Origin of the sequence: Gottfriedia luciferensis, assembly GCF_002156865.1 — a bacterium.
In the GTDB taxonomy this organism is placed as follows: Bacteria; Bacillota; Bacilli; order Bacillales; family Bacillaceae_G; genus Gottfriedia; species Gottfriedia luciferensis.
Map to the genome: position 1 here is coordinate 1 of NZ_NCTA01000052.1, position 19,254 is coordinate 19,254.

At 32.4% G+C, this 19,254-nt stretch carries 21 protein-coding genes; 14 read left to right on the forward strand and 7 right to left on the reverse strand.

Features of this window, described 5'->3' with window-relative positions:
• Positions 1–100 precede the first annotated feature (100 nt).
• On the reverse strand, positions 101–697 hold the full coding sequence (locus B7R67_RS19755; RefSeq protein ID WP_088072707.1) for a DedA family protein: 597 nt from the start codon (positions 695–697) through the stop codon (positions 101–103).
• 210 nt (positions 698–907) lie between these two features.
• Between B7R67_RS19755 and B7R67_RS19760 the strand changes: the two genes are divergently transcribed.
• From B7R67_RS19760 to B7R67_RS19770, 3 genes are all read left to right on the forward strand, one after another.
• The gene (locus B7R67_RS19760) at positions 908–1,612 is read left to right on the forward strand and encodes an alpha/beta hydrolase (protein WP_088072708.1); all 705 of its coding nucleotides are present in this window, start codon (positions 908–910) and stop codon (positions 1,610–1,612) included.
• 12 nt (positions 1,613–1,624) lie between these two features.
• On the forward strand, positions 1,625–1,834 hold the full coding sequence (locus tag B7R67_RS19765; protein WP_328587382.1) for a helix-hairpin-helix domain-containing protein: 210 nt from the start codon (positions 1,625–1,627) through the stop codon (positions 1,832–1,834).
• A 455-nt stretch (positions 1,835–2,289) separates the two neighbouring features.
• Positions 2,290–3,630, forward strand: a complete 1,341-nt coding sequence (locus B7R67_RS19770; protein ID WP_088072709.1) for a glycosyltransferase family 2 protein — start codon at positions 2,290–2,292, stop codon at positions 3,628–3,630.
• A 116-nt stretch (positions 3,631–3,746) separates the two neighbouring features.
• On the opposite strand, the gene B7R67_RS19775 is transcribed toward B7R67_RS19770, so the two are convergent.
• On the reverse strand, positions 3,747–4,031 hold the full coding sequence (locus tag B7R67_RS19775; protein WP_088072710.1) for a YiaA/YiaB family inner membrane protein: 285 nt from the start codon (positions 4,029–4,031) through the stop codon (positions 3,747–3,749).
• Between the two features lie 584 nt (positions 4,032–4,615).
• Between B7R67_RS19775 and B7R67_RS22350 the strand changes: the two genes are divergently transcribed.
• On the forward strand, positions 4,616–4,777 hold the full coding sequence (locus tag B7R67_RS22350; RefSeq protein ID WP_167374925.1) for a hypothetical protein: 162 nt from the start codon (positions 4,616–4,618) through the stop codon (positions 4,775–4,777).
• A gap of 102 nt (positions 4,778–4,879) precedes the next feature.
• Here B7R67_RS22350 and B7R67_RS19780 read toward each other — a convergent pair whose 3' ends face one another.
• Together B7R67_RS19780 and B7R67_RS19785 are read right to left on the reverse strand one after the other, a co-directional pair.
• Positions 4,880–5,278 (reverse strand): thiol-disulfide oxidoreductase DCC family protein, encoded by a 399-nt coding sequence (locus tag B7R67_RS19780; RefSeq protein WP_088072711.1) that lies wholly within the window; start codon positions 5,276–5,278, stop codon positions 4,880–4,882.
• A 17-nt stretch (positions 5,279–5,295) separates the two neighbouring features.
• Entirely contained in the window at positions 5,296–5,673 is a 378-nt protein-coding gene (locus B7R67_RS19785) for a globin domain-containing protein (RefSeq protein WP_407920414.1), read from the reverse strand.
• A 203-nt stretch (positions 5,674–5,876) separates the two neighbouring features.
• On the opposite strand from B7R67_RS19785, the gene B7R67_RS19790 reads away from it, so the two are divergent.
• The 4 genes from B7R67_RS19790 (at position 5,877) to B7R67_RS19805 (ending at position 10,034) form a co-directional block, all read left to right on the forward strand.
• Positions 5,877–7,118, forward strand: a complete 1,242-nt coding sequence (locus tag B7R67_RS19790; protein WP_088072712.1) for a DNA polymerase IV — start codon at positions 5,877–5,879, stop codon at positions 7,116–7,118.
• Positions 7,119–7,291: 173 nt separating this feature from the next.
• The gene (locus B7R67_RS19795) at positions 7,292–8,908 is read left to right on the forward strand and encodes a gamma-glutamyltransferase family protein (protein ID WP_088072713.1); all 1,617 of its coding nucleotides are present in this window, start codon (positions 7,292–7,294) and stop codon (positions 8,906–8,908) included.
• Between the two features lie 20 nt (positions 8,909–8,928).
• Positions 8,929–9,504, forward strand: coding sequence for a chromate transporter (locus B7R67_RS19800; protein WP_088072714.1), 576 nt, complete (start codon positions 8,929–8,931; stop codon positions 9,502–9,504).
• 2 nt (positions 9,505–9,506) lie between these two features.
• On the forward strand, positions 9,507–10,034 hold the full coding sequence (locus B7R67_RS19805) for a chromate transporter (RefSeq protein ID WP_088072715.1): 528 nt from the start codon (positions 9,507–9,509) through the stop codon (positions 10,032–10,034).
• A 51-nt stretch (positions 10,035–10,085) separates the two neighbouring features.
• Here B7R67_RS19805 and B7R67_RS19810 read toward each other — a convergent pair whose 3' ends face one another.
• Positions 10,086–10,538, reverse strand: a complete 453-nt coding sequence (locus B7R67_RS19810; RefSeq protein WP_088072716.1) for an SET domain-containing protein — start codon at positions 10,536–10,538, stop codon at positions 10,086–10,088.
• A gap of 532 nt (positions 10,539–11,070) precedes the next feature.
• On the opposite strand from B7R67_RS19810, the gene B7R67_RS19815 reads away from it, so the two are divergent.
• The 3 genes from B7R67_RS19815 (at position 11,071) to B7R67_RS19825 (ending at position 13,508) form a co-directional block, all read left to right on the forward strand.
• Entirely contained in the window at positions 11,071–11,571 is a 501-nt protein-coding gene (locus B7R67_RS19815) for a hypothetical protein (RefSeq protein ID WP_088072717.1), read from the forward strand.
• Between the two features lie 557 nt (positions 11,572–12,128).
• Positions 12,129–12,893: a MerR family transcriptional regulator gene (locus B7R67_RS19820; RefSeq protein ID WP_088072718.1), complete on the forward strand. Its 765-nt coding sequence runs from the start codon at positions 12,129–12,131 to the stop codon at positions 12,891–12,893.
• 231 nt (positions 12,894–13,124) lie between these two features.
• Positions 13,125–13,508 (forward strand): hypothetical protein, encoded by a 384-nt coding sequence (locus B7R67_RS19825; RefSeq protein WP_088072719.1) that lies wholly within the window; start codon positions 13,125–13,127, stop codon positions 13,506–13,508.
• A 176-nt stretch (positions 13,509–13,684) separates the two neighbouring features.
• Here B7R67_RS19825 and B7R67_RS19830 read toward each other — a convergent pair whose 3' ends face one another.
• On the reverse strand, positions 13,685–14,599 hold the full coding sequence (locus tag B7R67_RS19830; RefSeq protein WP_167374926.1) for an NAD(P)/FAD-dependent oxidoreductase: 915 nt from the start codon (positions 14,597–14,599) through the stop codon (positions 13,685–13,687).
• A gap of 323 nt (positions 14,600–14,922) precedes the next feature.
• Between B7R67_RS19830 and B7R67_RS19835 the strand changes: the two genes are divergently transcribed.
• From B7R67_RS19835 to B7R67_RS19845, 3 genes are all read left to right on the forward strand, one after another.
• Positions 14,923–15,846, forward strand: a complete 924-nt coding sequence (locus tag B7R67_RS19835; protein ID WP_088072720.1) for a DMT family transporter — start codon at positions 14,923–14,925, stop codon at positions 15,844–15,846.
• A gap of 96 nt (positions 15,847–15,942) precedes the next feature.
• Positions 15,943–16,806 carry an AraC family transcriptional regulator gene (locus B7R67_RS19840; RefSeq protein ID WP_088072721.1) on the forward strand — a complete coding sequence of 288 codons (864 nt, stop codon included), beginning with the start codon at positions 15,943–15,945 and terminating at the stop codon, positions 16,804–16,806.
• Between the two features lie 166 nt (positions 16,807–16,972).
• A complete protein-coding gene (locus tag B7R67_RS19845) occupies positions 16,973–17,899 on the forward strand; it encodes an MBL fold metallo-hydrolase (protein WP_088072726.1) in 927 nt (308 codons plus the stop codon).
• 66 nt (positions 17,900–17,965) lie between these two features.
• Here the strand turns inward: B7R67_RS19845 and B7R67_RS19850 are convergent, their stop codons facing one another.
• Positions 17,966–18,907 (reverse strand): Gfo/Idh/MocA family protein, encoded by a 942-nt coding sequence (locus B7R67_RS19850; RefSeq protein WP_088072722.1) that lies wholly within the window; start codon positions 18,905–18,907, stop codon positions 17,966–17,968.
• Between the last annotated feature and the right edge of the window lie 347 nt (positions 18,908–19,254).

A 19,254-nucleotide genomic window follows, 5' to 3' on the forward strand; every position in this document is an offset into this window, starting at 1 on the left:
CAGGCTTGCCGAGGAGGCTAAAGCCTCACGCCCTATGGAAAGCGAGCATCCTGGAACGGAAATCAAGACAATGCTTGTACTTCATTAAAAAAAGACACATTTAACTTGTACTTAAGCGCTTTCTCCAAATAAAATAAAAAATCACTAAAATTAATAATACTGATGGAAAAATCACCAAGCTATACTTTGTAAATATTGTAGCAACTTTACCCCATTCTTCCCCTAACACTTTTCCGATTGAAATAAAAGTAAATCCCCAAAGACTTGCCCCAACAAATGCAAACAGTGCAAATTTTTTATATGAGTAATTATTAATCGCTGCGAAGTATGCAGTTAAATGTCTTACACCAGGAATATAGAATCCAATAACAAGAATAAATGGACCGAACTTTGAAAATAATTTTTTCGTTATTTCTATTTTTTTCTCGGTAATATGTACTTTTGGTCCATATTTTTTCAATAAAGGTAAGCCAAATAAATAACCAAGTAGATAACTTAAAGACACTCCACACACAATTCCAATAAATGCACACACTAATGAAGGTAAAAATGAAAGTCTTCCTTGAAATACATTATAACCAATGTATGTTAATAGAATTTCATCTGGTAGTGGTAACCCAATGATTCCTCCTATTAATGCTAAAATGATACCAAAATAGCCATAATGATCGATAATTACGTTTAAATGCTGAACCATTAATAATACACATCCTCGAGTATTCTCCAACTTTAGAAGTTCGTTTATGTTGATTAGTTTATTGATAATATCATTGTGTACAAACAGAAGTATTTTATAGCATTTTTTAAATTTAGGCAATTTATAATTCGATATAAAATTCTATTAATTCTTTTTATCGAACTTATGCTATAATAGATTCCGGCATAATTAGGAATTTAGGTGGTTGACATGCAAGATAACATAATAAAGTATTTTGGAATTGAACCAAATAATGCTAGTAGAAAAAAGACGATTGTTATGTTTCATGGTTGGGGTTCAACGACTGTATCGCAAATTGAACTAGGCGAGGAGTTATCAAAATTAGGATTTGAAATAAAAATACCAGAAATTATATACCATGATACAAGACAAGCATTATTCAATCATTTTGATAAAAAAGTTATTGAATCTCATTTTTGGAAAACGATTTTTGAATCGATGGAAGAAGAAAGTAGATTAATAAATGATTTAAAATTAGACAAAGAAAATACAATTCTATTCGGCAGTTCAATGGGCGGCTTTATAGCAAGCGGTATCTTCTTTTCAAATCCGGGTTATGCCGGATTAATCAATCTTAATGGTTCGAGTTCATTTTTAGCTTCAGAAAATAATTTTCGAAAGAGAGATAAAAGAGAAGCGTTAAATACTGATGAATTATTACGATTCAAAGAGCACGATCCAAAGTATAAAAGAGTCTTAATCAATCGTCCAATATTATTTTTACATGGAGAAATGGATGATGTCATTCCAATTGATGGTCAAAATGACTTTATAAAATCATCGAATGAAAAATACTTAAGCTTTTTAAAATATAAGGAAGTAAATCATACGTTTACAACTAGTATGAAAAACGACTTATTGAATTGGATCAATAAAAGTTTTGAACCATTTTAATCTAGAAAGGAGTTGATTGTTATTTCTGAAAAAGATTCGTCCCTACCAACGGGTTTATCAAAACCAGCAATTAGAGCTTTAACTTCAGCAGGATACCTACATTTAGAGCAATTCACTAAGCTTACTGAGACTGAACTATCAAAATTACATGGTATGGGTCCTAAAGGGATTAAAACGATTCGTCAAGCATTAGAAGAAAAAGGTTTATCTTTTAAAAGCTGACTTATTTATGTTGTTATTTTTTTAGCTATGTTCAAAAGAATATTGATTTTCCATAACAGGAAGCTCCTATGGGGCTTGAGGCTTTAGCCTCCTCGGCAAGCCTGCGGGTCAAACCTTCACACTACTCCCACACGAGACTCGTACCTTCCACTCCAATCACTAATCTTTACATATTCTATACTTTAAATTCCTATAAAATCTTTTTTGTAGATCGTTTATGCAAATTATCAACAATTAAAATAGTTCATTTTTTTGACCTACTTTTCAATTTATCTTACTGAATGTTTCTCATAGAAATGAACTGATTTATTAATTAGATAAAATAAAAAATGGTAGATAATGATTTATTTTAATTATTAATTTACCATAAGTTGTTATGCGGTGTAAATTTGTTATCGTGGTATAATGTTTGCATCTTCACATATTTAATCAATTTTTAGAATAGGGGGGAAACTATGGAGCCAAATCTATCTCCCATAAGCAAGAAAGAAACGAGATACTATTTCACTGTAAAGAAGAAATTTTGGTTTAGCCATATTGTTTCTTTTGTATGGTTACTTTTTTCAATCTATCTTTCATTACCTTGGCTGAAAGATTTATCAGATATCGTTACATTACCAATTGCAATCTTAATAATCGGTGGAATTGCTTATGTACCAGGATATATGAGTACATTTTTAGTAATTAGTTTAATAATAGATAAACAACCTAATTTTAAAAATGAATTTCCAATGGATCCAGTTACTGTATTAGTGGCTGCTTATAATGAAGAAGGAGCAATTTTTAATACATTAAAATATGTTTCGGAACAAGATTATACTGGTGAAATACATGTTATCGTTATTAATAATAATTCAACTGATGGAACAGATGGCGAAGTTCTGAGAGCAAAAAAAGAATTAAATTCAAATATTACATTAATACATGAATCAAAACCAGGTAAGTTTCATGCACTAAATGAAGGATTAAAACAAGTTAAAACACCGTATGTCATCACACTTGATGCAGATACACTAATCCATCCTTCAGCGATCAGATATTTAGTATCAAGAATTAAGAGTAGTCCTTCTGACGTTTGTGCGGTTGCAGGATCAATGCTTGTAAGAAATAGCCGTGAAACATTCTGGACTAGAATACAAGAATGGGACTATTTTTTAGGGATTTCATCAATAAAAAGACTTCAAGGCTTATATCAAGGAACGCTTGTTGCACAAGGAGCATTTAGCTTATATAAAACGGATTGTGTTATGGAAGTTAAAGGTTGGCCAGATGCGATTGGTGAAGATATTGTTTTAACTTGGAGGCTTTTACAGAAAGAATGGAAGGTTTTCTTTGAACCATTAGCAGTTGCTTTTACTGATGCACCAACAACTCTTGGTCATTTTGCAAAACAAAGGTCAAGATGGGCAAGAGGAATGGTAGAGGGGCTTAAAGAAATTAAGCCTTGGGAGCAACCTCAAGTCTATACAAAGTATTTAACAGGGATAAATTTATTAATGTTATATTTAGATCTAATTTATACATTATGCTGGTTACCTGGACTAGTTTTAGCCTTTTTCGGAATTAATGTAATTGTAGGACCTATGACATTATTAGTACTACCTTTGACATTTATTAGCTACTCAATATTATATTATTATCAAAAAAACTATGTGTTTAGAAATTTAAATTTAAGAATTAGACATAATCGAATAGGATTTTTATTCTTTATCCTTTTTTATCAAATGATTATGTCTCCAGTTTCATTGTATGGTTATTTACAAGAATTTTTTAAATTGAAACGTGTCTGGGAATAAAATAAAACCCACTGTTTTTAAAACAGTGGGATTTTTTTTGATAAAAAACAATTATGTTTTTTTAAAAGAATAACAATTAACATTAAGAGAGCCTTATATTAAACACATCTCCTAAATTAATGAGTACTAGTTTCTTTCTTTGAAGAATTATCTAATTTTAGTTTTAATTGCATTTCTTGATCAGCAATAATGTCATCATCTTCTGCATTATCGCGAACAACCTTTTGAGTCAAAATAGCTCCAACTGCCACAAGTAACATTACTGCAACATAATAACCTTTTTCGTTTAGTTCCATATCTGCATTGTAAAGACCGATACAAAATAAAAATACTCCTGCAGCTAAAGTAAAATAAGCTAAAATTGTAAATGCTGGTGTGTTTCTACGCCTATGCTTCTGCAAAATAATCACGCTCCGTATAAAATTAAGTCTTAATAAAGGACAATTTAACTTATCTGAAAATGGGTTATATAAAATAATTTCTGAAAACATAAATTACAAAGTCCTTATTTCATTATAAAGGAAACATCATCAAATTATAATAAAATTCTAATTATTAATTTAAGTATAAACTTTCACCATATTCTTTATAAAAAAGGCTCTGTTAAAAAAGAATGTGGATGATTTCAGTTACAGGATGCCCTTAAGAGCAGGAACAAGGAAAGGCAGATTAAGGAGAAAGGAAAAGAGATTAAAAGACTTTAGTGAATTTTATTAATTTCCTTTCAAGTTGTTTTCCCTTTCTTTCCCTGCATTGCCTGCTCTTCCTGCTTTTTATTTCTCCCACCTTCCACTCAAAAATGTCTTTAAATTGCATACACTTTTTCAAATATGTGTCTTGTTAAAAATAAACAATTAACATTAACAGAGCCATAAAAAAAGGAATTAATTTAGTCATGACTAAATACTTAATAGAGTACAAGTAAATTAAAAATGTATGGAATAAATGATAAAAATTATTTGAATAACGAGAGGATGAGTAGAATTTGAGTAATAGAAGTTCTGGAATCGGAGGAGTTGTTTTTGTAGGCTGTATGTTTTTAGGTGGTGGTATTGGTTCATTATTAAATGATTCTCATTCAGGATGGTTAATTGGTATGGGTGTAGGCTTTTTAGGGCTAGCATTAACAAGATTTCTTTTAAGATGAATTCAGACTACCTGTTGATAAATTCTCACTTTAGTAAAAGTAATCCATCTAATAACGAAAAAAAAACCACTGTTTTTCAAAACAGTGGTTTTTTTTTCGTTATTAGGATAAAAATCGTTCACGAATTTCTTTAGTAGGAATCATACATGATTCATTTTTTCCAAAGAATTTATAGCGGTTTTTTGCAATTAGTTTGTAAAAAAAGTTTCGAATCGGCGTTGGGATTAAAATCAAGATATAGCCTAATTTTGGCCAACCATGTAAGTTTTTTGCAATGTGAAGCACAGCTGAAGATTCAGTTTTAATCTTGCCATTTTCAACTAAAATAATAGAATCAATTGATCTAAGTTCGGGATTTAATTCGAATAATTCTTCTCCGTATGCAGATTGAATTGCAGCAAATCTGAAATAACCATTCGGGTCGTGCTTAATGATAAATTGAACTGCACTATTGCAGAAATTACATACTCCATCGAATAAAATAATTGGTTTTTCTACCATTTTTAACCCCTATAAAATTATTCTTGATTCACCATATGATAAGCTACATTTCTTAAATGTTGAAGTAAAGGTTCTTTTATTTCTTCATCTAAATCAACGTCGTCCATAGCTTTTGCCATACAATCTAACCAGTCATGTGCTAACTCGATTGTAATAGGGAAAGGTAAATGACGAGCACGCATTCTTGGATGACCTCGCTCCATACTATAATATTGAGGTCCGCCTAAAAATTGTGTTAAAAATAGTTTTTGCTTACGTGCCGTCTCCTCCCAATCACCTGGAAAAATTGGTGATAATCTCTCGTGCTTGGAAACATATGAATAAAAAGTATCCACAAGCTCCTCTAGTTTTTCTTTTCCGATATATTCATACATTGATTGATTTTCGTTACTCAAAAGAACTTACCTCCGTGAAGTAGTAAATATAAAAATTACTTTTTTATAGATTTATTTTATCTCTTTTTAGACAAGAAGAGAAGTAAATAGGATGTTTGCTCTTAGGTCTTATATTTTATTTATTCCTTTAAATAAATCTGGCTGTGTATAGATAGGAATTTTAAAAAAATCATACTATACTAAAGACAGGAGGTGTTGTTACGATGAATCAATGGGCGCCAAAGAGCGGAAGAATTATTTTACATGTCGATATGAATTCTTTTTTTGCATCGGTTGAAATTGCAAATGATCCGTCACTGAAAGGTAAACCTGTAGTGGTGGCCGGTAATGAAAAAGAACGTAGAGGAATAATCGTTACTGCAAGCTACGAAGCTCGTGCATTTGGAATTCGAGCGACAATGCCTTTGTGGGAAGCGAGAAAAAAATGCCCTGAGATGATAGTAAAAACGCCAAATCATGAGTCGTATAGAAAAGTTTCAAGACAAATATTTGAAAAATTAGGCTCGATTAGTCCGAAAATAGAAATTGCCTCAATCGATGAAGGCTATATAGATATAACAGATTGTGATGAAAACCTGGGTCATCCAATACAAATCGCTGAAATGATTCAAGCTATGCTTTTAGAGGAATTAGATTTACCTTGTAGTATAGGCATTGGGCCAAATAAATTTTTAGCGAAAACTGCTTCAGACATGAAAAAGCCATTAGGTATAACGATTTTACGTAAAAGAGATATTCCAACTGTGTTATGGCCACGAAAAGTAGGGGAAATGCATGGTGTTGGTAAGAAAACTGAAGAAAAATTAAATGAGATAGGTATTGTAACTATTGAAGATTTGGCTAAATGTAATGAAAATAAAATACATGAATTATTAGGTGTAAATGGCATTTCATTAAGGCAAAAAGCAAATGGAATCGACGAACGTGAAGTCGATCCGAGTCGTATACTATCATATAAAACGATTGGTCAGTCTACGACATTTTCATTTGATGTTTTTGAGGAACCTATAATCGTTGAAAAGTTTGAAGGGCTTTCAAAAAAAGTTGGCGATAAGTTAATAAAAAAAGGACTAGTTGCAGATACCATAACAATTACACTTCGATTCGGCGACCGTAAAACAATCAATCGCAGTAAAAAACTTTCTGCACCCATACAGGAAGGTAATGAGATTTTTAAGGAAGCTTTTGAACTTTGGAAAAGAAATTGGAATGGTGAACCGTTACGATTAATTGGAGTTACTGCATCACAGTTAAATCCGAAAGATGAAATTTCGAAGCAATTGGATCTTTTTTCTTTTGAAAAGGATGCAAAACAAGAGCCTTTGATTCAAACCCTTCATAAATTACAAAGCAAATTTGGTGAACAAGTCATTAGTCTTGGTAGGAAAAAAAAGAAAACGATTGATCGAAATAATATACTAGATATTTTAAAATCTACCGAATAAATTTAACCATTACAGGACCTTCATACTGAAGGTCTTTTTTGTGTCTAGAATCGATTTGAAAAGATTGAAAATTTGATACTTAATATTGTAGGTGAATACTCAAATATTGTCGAATAGAATAATAAACACCAATTTAATTAAAGATGGTTTAATTGGGAGCTAGGAGGTATCATATGTTTACGAAAAAGAAAACGATTGAACATGTTTATCCATCAAAGCGTAATGTTGTATATGCAAGAAATGGCATGGTCGCAACATCCCAGCCATTAGCAGCACAAGCTGGCTTAGATATCCTAAAAAAAGGTGGGAATGCAGTTGATGCGGCAATTGCAACAGCGGCTTGTTTAACGGTAGTAGAACCTACATCAAATGGAATTGGTGGAGATGCATTTGCATTAGTTTGGATGAAAGATAAATTGTATGGATTGGACGGAAGTGGGCCAGCTCCAAAAAGTATATCGATAGAGCAAATAAGAAAATTAGGTTACGAGAAAATCCCTAAATTTGGATGGATACCAGTGACTGTACCTGGTGCGCCTGCTGCTTGGGTAGAATTATCAAATCGATTTGGAAAGCTTTCGTTAAAAGAGGTTTTGCAACCAGCGATTGATTATGCTAGAGAAGGATTTCCTATTTCACCAACGTTAGGGAAGAATTGGAAAAAGGCCTATGAAATATACAAAAAAGAGCTGAACTCTGAGGAATTTAATGCTTGGTTTGAAACATTTGCACCAAAAGGAAGAGCACCTGAAGTAGGTGAAATCTGGTCATCTTTGGATCATGCAACTACTTTAGAAAAAATAGCGGAGTCAAATGGTTGTGATTTTTATAAAGGGCAAATAGCCGATAAAATCGTCGCTTCATCAAACCAATATGGTGGGTTTTTAACAAAAGAAGATTTATCATCTTATAAACCAGAATGGGTAAATCCAATTTGTATAAAATATAGAGGATTTGATGTATGGGAAATCCCACCTAATGGACAAGGGATTGTTGCACTAATGGCTTTAAATATTTTGAAAAACGAAGAATTCGTTGAAAAAGAAGAACTTAATACATATCATAAACAACTAGAAGCAATGAAGTTGGCTTTTGTTTGTGGAAAGAAATATGTAACAGATGCTAAGTTTATGAATACTTCGGTAGAAGATTTATTAAATGAAAGATATGGAAAAGAACGCTATTTAGAAATTTGTGAATCTGCGTGTATGCCATTACCTGGAAAGCCAACTAGTGGAGGAACCGTGTATTTAGCAACAGCAGATTGTGATGGTAATATGGTTTCATTTATTCAAAGTAATTATATGGGCTTTGGGTCTGGAATTGTTATTCCTGGTACAGGAATTGGGTTACAAAATAGAGGTCATGATTTTAGTTTAAATGAAATAGATGAAAATGCATTAATAGGTGGTAAAAAGACTTACCATACGATCATTCCGGGTTTCTTAACAAGAAATAATAAAGCGATTGGACCGTTTGGAGTAATGGGTGGATACATGCAACCTCAAGGACATGTACAAGTTATTATGAATAGTATTGATTTTCAATTAAATCCACAAGAAACTCTTGATGCGCCAAGATGGCAATGGATTGAAGGGAAAACCATTGAAGTTGAACCGAATTTTTCAAAGAATATCATAAAAGGACTAAGGTCTAAAGGGCATGAAATAATAGTTGCCAAAGATACCGGTAGTTTTGGACGTGGACAAATTATTTGGAGAAATGATGAAACAGGTGTTTTAATTGGTGGGACAGAATCTAGAACAGATGGCTGTATTGCTAGCTGGTAAATAGTGAAGGACTTGATTAAATGAAACAATTAGATATATTCATCGCATTTTTTAGAAGTAGTATGCTTGGATATGGTGGAGGACCATCTACTATACCACTTGTTTATAAAGAAGTCGTCGAAACGTATAAATGGATGAAGGATGAGGAGTTTTCTGAAATCCTAGCAATTGGAAATATGCTTCCTGGACCGATCAATACTAAATTAGCAGGTTATATTGGTTACCGAATAGGTGGCGTTATTGGCATGCTTAACGCGGTCATCGCAACAATCTTACCGACCATCATCTTAATGATCATTCTTTTAACATCGTTATCATCCTTTAAAGATATTAAATGGGTGAAAGGGATGAAGGAGTCAATTGTACCAGTTGTAGGGGTCATGCTAGGAGTTTTAACATGGCAGTTTTATAATAGTTCAAAAAAAGGATTAAAAACACCTACCATTTTAATTCACTTAATAGTCGGATTAATTTTGATACAATTTTTACATATTCATCCAGGAATAATTATTGGTGCCTTACTATTATTTGCAATTTTTCAACCAGTAAAATCAGCTTCCTCATATGATCAACAAAATAAGAAGGGGAATGCATAGAGATGATTTATTGGAAACTTTTTCTTTCATTTCTTATTACCAATCTACTAGGGTATGGCGGTGGCCCCGCTACAATACCTTTAATACAAAATGACGTTGTCATGCAAAAACATTGGCTCACCCAACAGGAATTCCATGAAGCTTTTGCTATGGGAAACGCATTACCAGGACCAATTGCAACAAAAATGGCAGGCTATATAGGATATAAAATAGGTGGGATATTTGGGTCTTTTGTTGCAGTATTTGCAACGGTTATTCCATCTTTATTATTAATGATTCTTTTAATCGGATTACTTTATAAAAATCGGGATTCGGTCAGAGTTAAGAGAATGACAGCATACGTTAAACCGACGATTGTCGTTTTGTTAGGTATTCTTACATATCAATCTTTTTCTGATTCCATTAAAGACATCGGTGCACTCCAAGTTATTTTTATCGCAACTTGTACATTTTTCTTAATGGAAAAATTTAAAATTCATCCAGCGTTTGTAGTATTTGGCGCATTAATTTATGGTGCAATTAATCTTTAGTACTATCAGTTAAGAAAAATTCATAAACAAAAAAAACCAATTAATTTAAAATTAATTGGTTTCTTTGTCTTCTTTGTCTTCTTTGTCTTCTTTGTCTTCTTTGTCTTCTTTGTCTTTCGTTTCTTCATAATCTTTATTAAACCAAAGTGGATCCATATTATCTACTTCACCATTGTAATTAATCAGAATTTCCTCGCCTGCTTTAATATCTTTGTAAGCGAAAAAATCAAACGTATGATTATCAAAGTTAATATCATAAACTGCATTTGCATCATAAGAGTGGTTAAATAACATACCGTAACCAAGAAGAATTGCTGAATGGTTTATTCCATATTCAAACGCATAATCAGCTAATAAAGTTTTCTCGATATGTTCATGCTCTTCGTTAGGGTAAGATATTACTGGCGCTTCATGAATAAGCTCACCTTTTGCGATATCTCTTGTTGCAAAAACACCTCGGTTAAATTCACCGTCACTCAATGTAGAAGTTTTAATTTCAATCATAATTACACCTATAACTCTCTCTGAAGACTTTATAGATAGTTTGCCATTATTTTAAATAGAAATCAATTTTTATCTCTTTTTATTACAAATTAAATTAAGTTATATTTTTTAGATTGTTGTTTTCTATGGTATTGTAACTTTGCACAAAAAGTTGAATGGAACGGAAGGGTGCTCGACTCCTGTGGGAGTAACGGGAAGGGTGAGACCAGGGAAGAGCAGGCAAGAGCAGGAAAGAGCAGGAAAGAGCAGGAAAGAGCAGGAAAGAGCAGGAAAGAGCAGGAAAGGAAGGAATTACATAGAGGAAACTAATAAGTTTCATTAAAGTCTTTAAAATTTCTTCCTTAATCCTGCTCTTAAGAAAGCGAGCATCCTGTAACGGAAATCTACTTTTTTTAGAGGTACGAACAATTACATTAATAAACCATTTCTATTAAAACAAAAATAAAAATTAAAATTAGAAAAATCTAAGGTATATAATTTGCCAAATCATCAAATTATAAAATTGTTCTAGTTAATAAGGAGGCAGATTGTAATGAAAATTTTTTACAAGATTATCATTTTATTGTTCGTAATGTCTTCTATTCTTCCAGGTATGAAACCTGTAAATGCATCTACTAAAATAGAAAATTTACTGAGTGAAGGATATAAGACAAAATCAGCCGTAAATCAGATACCTAAGTTGACTGATATTTTTCAGGTTTCAACTAACCAAATCTTAGTCACATTTGATCGACGAGTTGAAATAGATTTAGGAACAAAGGCTTCAACATACTGGATTCAAAGTTTGTCTGATACAATCCCAACTGGAATCGCTTCACTTGGTAGAAACAGTAGATTAAATGCTAATAATGCATTATCAACTAATCAAGTGTCTATAACAAAGGTACAAGGTGATAACAATTCATTTTTATTAACTTTTAAACAAGAGATTCCTTCAAATAAGCGTTTTAAATTAGTAGTTCGCAATTTGAACGTTCCAGGCGGAATGCCTTTTAGTGGTGATAATGGAACGAAAATATTTATTGGAAAATAAATTAACCTCCTTTATAAGGGAGGTTTCAGACTGTTGGCAAACGCTCGCTTTCTTCGTTGCTTCGCCTGCCTGCGGTGCTCATTACCGTTTAAGGGTAACTCCGCTCCTCGCCAGGCTTCGCGCCTCGAAAGACAAACGTTTTCAATCAGTCTGAAAATAAGATAAATAAGACTTTGTCTACACACTGTAACCTCCTTTATAAGGGAGGTTTTTTATTTTGAATTAAATAAAGCAAATAGAAAGTATTTTAGAAAGACATTTTCGAAAAAGATTATGTAGAATTTAAAGTATAGAATATTTAAAGACTTTGATTGGAGTGGAAGGTGGGAGAGTGCATGAATGAGCATGAAGGGTAGGGAAGGAAAAAGGTAAAAGACCAGGATTACAAGAGGAATTCAATTAAGTATTCTAAAGTCTTGTAATATCTTTACCTTTCTCCTTGATCCTGCCCTTCCTTATTCCTGCTCTTAATTATGAGTCTAATCAAAAATATAGAAATATGAATTGACTTTGACGTTGCGTAAAGGTGTATTGTAAAGATGTCAGGAGGTAATCACATGGAATATACAGTCCAAAAGCTTGGCCGCCTAGCAGGAATTAGCACTAGAACTCTAAGATATTACGATGAAATTAATATTCTTAAGCCGGCAAGAATTAATTCATCGGGGTATCGAATATATGGGCAAGCGGAAGTTGATACATTACAACAAATTCTATTTTTTAGAGAACTGGGAATCAGTCTAGAAAAAATTAAAGAAATCATTACATCACCAAATTTTAATAGTGCCAAAGCATTAAAAGAACATCGTGAGCAGCTTCTTGATAAAAGAAAGCAATTGGATTTATTAATTGAAAATGTTGAAAAGTCAATTGCGACAACTGAAGGGAGAATGACAATGTCGGATAAAGAAAAATTTGAAGGCTTTAAGAAAGAAATGATAGATGAAAATGAAAAGAAATATGGAAAAGAAGTTCGTGAGAAATATGGGGATGATGTAGTTAATAAGTCAAATCAGAAAGTGTTGAATATGACAGAAGAACAACATAAAGAAGTTACACGACTTTCTGATGAGTTGACAAAAACACTAGCGGAAGCTTTTAAAGCTGGTGATCCTACAAGTGAAACTGCCCAAAAAGCAGCTGATTTGCATAAGCAATGGTTAACATTTTACTGGAGTGACTATAGCAAAGAAGCTCATGCGGGGTTAGCACAGATGTATGTAGATGATGAGCGTTTTAGAGCATACTATGATAAAGAACAACCTGGGACAGCTGAATTTTTACGAGATGCAATTCATATTTACACGAATCATAAAAAATAAAATTAAGTTGGTGTACTTAGGTTTTAGCTAAGTGCACCTTTTTTTTATTCAATTTGGAAAAAAATAGTAAGCGAAAAGCTTGAAATTTGGTATAATAATTTTTATATGATTTAGAATTTGAATGTGATTTGCATAATAGCATGACATTTATTTTAAATAATGGAATTTTTAGGTACAATATTGGTAAGGATTAACTTAATCATTTAATTTTTAAACTAAGGGTGTACTTCGATGGACGAACAATTTATACCTCGGAAAGAACGACATAAAAGACGTTTTTTTAAAAAACATCAAAAAATAGAACGAGAAAAAGTAAAATTTAGCACTTATTTATTAAGTGTATTTTATTATTTTGTTTTATTTTTAATATTTAATCTTGTTCAATTTTATCTATTTCAGTATATTGATGCATCTTCATCTTTTAAATCACTTCAAAAATTTGATTTGGTTAGAGTTGTATTATCAGGTTTAATTTATTTGATTTGTATCATCTGCATTGAAGATACTTTTAGACGGTATAAAATTCCATCAACTTTTATTAGGATTTTACTACCAATTATTGTGTTTATTTTAGCCGTAATCTCAATGTATACTTTAATTAGTGTATTTATGTAAAACGAGATTGTTTGTGTTAGAAGCTGATTAATTAAACATTACTTCGTTAAAGGAAGTAATGTTTTTTGCTGTTGAATCAAGCATGCGAGGCAGTATCAAGGAATAGATTTTAAAGACATTATTGAATTTTATTAGATTCCTCGATCTAAATCCTGCTTTCCCTGTCTTTCCTGCCTTTATTTTGTCTCCAATTCAAGTAGTCTTTTATGAATCCAAACGGCTGCTTGTGTGCCTTCGCCCATTGCGATCGTAACTTGTTGAGAGTGTGCTACAAGGTCGCCTGCTGCCCATACATTTGGGATATTTGTTTCTTTTGTACGTGAATCGACAATCACATGTGTATTATTTACTAAATTTACTCCTAATTGTTTTGCGAGTTTATTTTGTATTTCATTTCCACCGAAGGCAATAAAAGCTCGATCTGCGAAAATTTTTTCACCGTTTTGTAAACAAATTCCTTTGAATGTTGATTCACCATCTTTGATGACTTCTTTAATAGCTTCTTTTTGATAGTCAATTCCGTATTTTTGAAGTTGAATAGACAGTTCATTATTTAATTCATCTCCATCGTGATTAATATATGTAATTTGATTTGACCAATAGGTTAAAGTTAAAGAAAGGTTAGCACCTGCTGCCCCTGCTCCAAGTATTAATACACTTTTATTTAGAATCTCATAGCCATCACAATCAGGGCATACAAAAATTGTCGTACCGAGACAGTCAGTTAGGTTAGTAATTTGAGGGATTCGATCAAGTAATCCGGTTGCTAATAAAATTGTTTTGGCAATAAAAGAATTACCGTTAATTGTTTCTAATTGATAATATTTGTTTACATTTTGTATACTGATTACTTTATCTTCAATAAATGAAACACCGTAAAATTCTGCATGCTGTCTGCCAAGTTTCCTTAATTGTTGACCACTGATACTATCTGGCCAACCTAAAATATTTCGATAAGTTTTACATAATGTTGAACGTCCGTAATTTGAATCTATAACAAGTACATTCCTTTGATATCTTCCAAGCTGGATTGAGGCCTGTAGTCCAGCAAATCCGCCCCCAATAATGATACATTCATAAATTTCTTGCATAATGTATTCTCCTAAAATCTTATATTACGGCTGCTGCTACTAAGTTAAAAAAACAAATTTATAGTATAGAGCCTCTAAATTATTATATATGTTCAATTTTTCCAATTAAGGGATTTCTAAACTCTAAAAATCACATTAAAAACAAATATGGCATGCGTAACTATGTTAATGGCCTATGTTTGCAGATTTTGCTGGTTATCCATTTTCAAAAAATGCTAACACATAAAAAATAAAGATGATTGAATGTTATATTCTGAATTTTTAATTTGTGGTACGATTCATCTGTAAATATAATTTTGATTAAATGTTTGAAAGGAGTTTAAATGAGTGCCGATAAAATTGCATTATCCAATTCGAGAGCGAAAGGAGTAATCCTTGTTCTTATAGCAGCAACATTATGGGGGATTTCTGGAACTGTTGCCCAGTTTTTATTTCAAAGAAATGGGTTTAGTCCAGAATGGTTAGTCGTTATTCGATTACTATTTTCAGGCATTATTTTATTATGCTTTGCTAGTTTAAAGGAAAAGAAGAATGTACGTAACATATGGAAGGATAAGCATGATGTTTTTCACTTGATATTATTTAGTATCCTTGGAATGCTAGCAGTCCAATATACATATTTTGCTGCAATTAAAAGTTCAAATGCTGCGACAGCAACAATTTTACAGTATTTAGCACCAGTCATTATTACATGTTTTTTAGCAGTACGTTTCAAAAAAATACCCACAATTAGGGAACTTGTTGCTGTTATTTTAGCGCTTGTTGGAACATTTTTATTAGTAACCCATGGAAATATAAAAGGCTTATCAATTACTGGGTGGGCGTTGTTTTGGGGACTAGCATCAGCACTTGCTTTAGCGTTTTACACGTTACATCCTCAAAATCTTTTAAAAAAGTATGGATCTACGATTATAGTAGGATGGGGTATGTTAATCGGTGGAATTTGCTTTAGCTTTATTCATCCACCATGGGAATTCCAAGGAGAGTGGTCGATTAGTGCATATTTAGCAGTTGTTTTTATCGTAATATTTGGTACATTGATCGCATTTTACTGCTATTTAGAGAGTTTAAAATATATTAATGGTTCTGAGTCTAGCTTGCTTGCCAGTGTTGAACCTTTATCAGCAACTGTTTTATCTGTTATTTGGCTTCGTGTAAACTTTGAAGTAGAAGATTGGATTGGATCACTTTGTATTATTAGTACAATTGCTATTCTATCCATGGTCAATCATAAGGATGGTAAATAAAATGATTTCATTTTATTTAATCTGTCAGAAAAGAGCATAAAAAGACAGGATGGATAAATTCAAACTTGTTAGTATGTAGTTAAGGGAGTGAAACATATGGCTTGGGTTGAATCATTACAAAAGGCAATTGATTATATCGAAGCAAATTTATTAGAAAATCTATCGATTGAAGAGATCTCTAAACAAGCGAATTCGTCAGTATTTCACTTTCAGCGAACATTTTCGATTTTAACGGATATTCATATCGCTGAATATATCAGACGGAGACGATTGACATTAGCAGCAAATGAATTAACAACTACGGATAGCAAAATAATCGACCTTGCCCTGAAATATGGATATGACTCCCCGGAAGCTTTTTCAAAAGCATTTAGACGACAGCATGGAGTAACACCAAGTGAAGCAAGAAAGTTTATAGGAAAACTACAATCATATAACCGCCTTGTCATACAGGTGAGTTTGAAAGGGGCAGAACCAGTGCAATTTAATATTGTTGAAAAAAGTAATTTTAAAGTAATTGGCGTTAAAAAGGAGCTTTCATATGTAAACGATGAACATCAACGTTTAATCCCAAAAATGTGGGAAGAGGTTAATGCAAATGGTACTAGTGATCGTTTATACGAATTAAACAATGGTGAGATTAAAGGTGTATTAGGAGTTTGTATGATGAATGAGGAACAAAAATCTAATAACCTTCTGGAATACTGGATTGCAGCTCATCGAGAAGGAGAAACACCGGAAGGATTTTTAGAACATGAAATCCCTGCTTCAAAATGGGCTGTATTCGGAGTTACCGGAGCAATGCCAAATGCAATGCAATCTGCTTGGAAGAAGATTTTTTCTGAATGGTTTCCTTCAAGTGGCTACTCTCACGCAGGGATTCCGGAATTCGAACTTTATCCAGCAGAAGATCCTTTTAGTGAAGATTATTATTCTGAAATTTGGATTCCGATAAAATAATATCAGTAAATAGCGCATGCAAGAGGAGGGAATCTTCTCTTGATATGCGTTTTTTTGTTGGATGAAGGTTATTTTTAAAGATTACGAAAGGAAGGATTATTTTAAGAAAGAATTAATACTTTATAAGGAAATTTTACTACAAATTTTAAATCAAAGGGGACTTAATATGAATCTTGAAAATTTAAAAAGTAAGCACTTTGAGTTAGTACAAGTTAAGGACGGAATTTATGCAGCTATTGCAAAAGAGGGCGGTGGTGCTATTGGAAATGCTGGTTTCGTAGATTTAGGGGATCAAACAATCGTTTTCGATACTTTTAATACGCAACAAGCTGCCATTGATTTAAAACATATTGCCGAAAGTATAACGAATCGTTCCGTAGATTGGGTAATTAATAGTCATTGGCATGGAGATCATATTAGAGGAAATCAAGTTTATAAAGATTCAAAAATTATTTCGAGTGTCGAAACTAGAGTTAAAATGTTAGAGTCTCATCCTGAAAGAATTAGAAAACAAAAGGAAGATATTAAAGGATTGATTTCATATATCAAATCATTAGAAGAACGAAATTTAAAAGAGAAGGATTTAAGTCTAGAAAACCAAATTAATTTCTTAAAAGAAATTGAAACTTCATTACATACATTAGAATTAGTATTGCCTAATTTTACTTTTAAAGAAGAATTTACATTTTATGGTACGAAAAAGACGGCAAAATTATTTACATTTGGTGGAGGCCATTCCAATTGTGATTCCTTCTTATATATTCCTGAGGACAAAACAGTATTCATGGGTGATTTATTATTTGTAAATTTTCATCCTAGCTTTTTTCTAGAGTCAAATCCTTTAGAATGGAAAAAAATCTTAGAAAAACTTGCAAAATTTGAGATAGAAAAAGTAATACCTGGACATGGAGTAGTTGGAACAAAAAGAGAAATTTTAACACTCATTCGATATTTTGAGGATATTTTGGAACTTTCTACTCTAAAAGATGTGATAGAGGAGATCGAACTACCAAAAGTATATGAAAGTTGGTCGCATCCGGAAATTTTTCAAACGAATTTAAAAATGTTAAAAACATCGTTCCAATTAAAATAGAGAAAGATAAAAAGGTGCACCTTGGAATAAGAGATGCACCTTTGACCTTTGGTAAATAGATTGGACTTATCCGCGTAACGCTTCTAGAACCATTTGTGCTTTATATCCTTCATAGAAATCAATGATTGTTGCTTCTTCACCTTTTAGTGCTCTTACAAGATTATCTATTAATGAATCCTCTAAAGATTCATTAGTTTCAATCGATTGAATTGGTTGACCGATTTTTCCACCTTCTATATTAGCCCAGTTTACAAGTGAAAGAGTTCCTTCTGTTCCAAATGCTGTGAATTTAATTTCTTCTTCTCCAGCAATTTGACTTAACCCATCGAATAAAATGGGCGTACCATCTTCTAATTCTAATAGGGCAATGATCCCATTTTCAGAAGCAATTGGATCAGCGGGATATTGGACGTTTTTAGAGATAACTTTCATACCACCAAATATCTTTTGGATCTGCTGTATGTAATGAACACCAACTTCTAAAACGTAACCACCTTGTTCTTTTGTAGCTACCCAATCATTTTGTTGCCAAAGCCTTGGCCAATTTGGAAAATGCATTTTTAATTCTATTCTTCTAAGTTTACCAACATAACCAGCCTTAATTAGAGCGGCAAAAGATTTACTACCTGCATTGTAGTTTAATGGAAAGTTCATTGCATTTAGTATACCTTTTTCTTTTACTTGAGAATAAAGGCTAAGAGCTTCTTCAGAGGAATTTGCTAAAGGTTTTTCACATAATACATTGATTCCTTTTGCAATTACATCTGATACAACAGCATGATGATACTTTGGTGGTACAGTTACGTAAACGAGATCAAGATCAGTTTTCTCAAGCATTTCATTGTGATTTGAATAAGTTTTTACTGAATCGATTTGACGACTAATTTCTTGTACTCTCTCTTGTAAAGTATCACAAATTGCTACAATTTTTGTTTCTGGGTGATTTGAAAATAGAGGAATCAATCTTTGACCGATTGCTCCAAGACCGATAATACCAACTTTTATCATAGGTAAACACCTTTCGAATTTAGATTTATATTGTAATTATAGTAAGAAAAATAAATTAATTAAAGAATTAGATTCATTCTACTTATTTGATTCGTTTTTTTAATATAGGCTCTGTTTAAAAAGAATGTTGATGATTTCCGTTCCAGGATGCTCGCTTTCCATGTGGCGTGAGGCTTTAGCCTCCTCGGCAAGCCTGCGGGGTCTCACCCTTCCCGCTACTCCCATAGGAGTCTCCCACCTTCCACTCCAATCAATGTCTTTAAATTGTATAAAATCTTTCTCAAAAATGTGTATTGTAAAGTATCAACAATTAACATTAACAGAGCCTTAATATAAGACAGTTAATA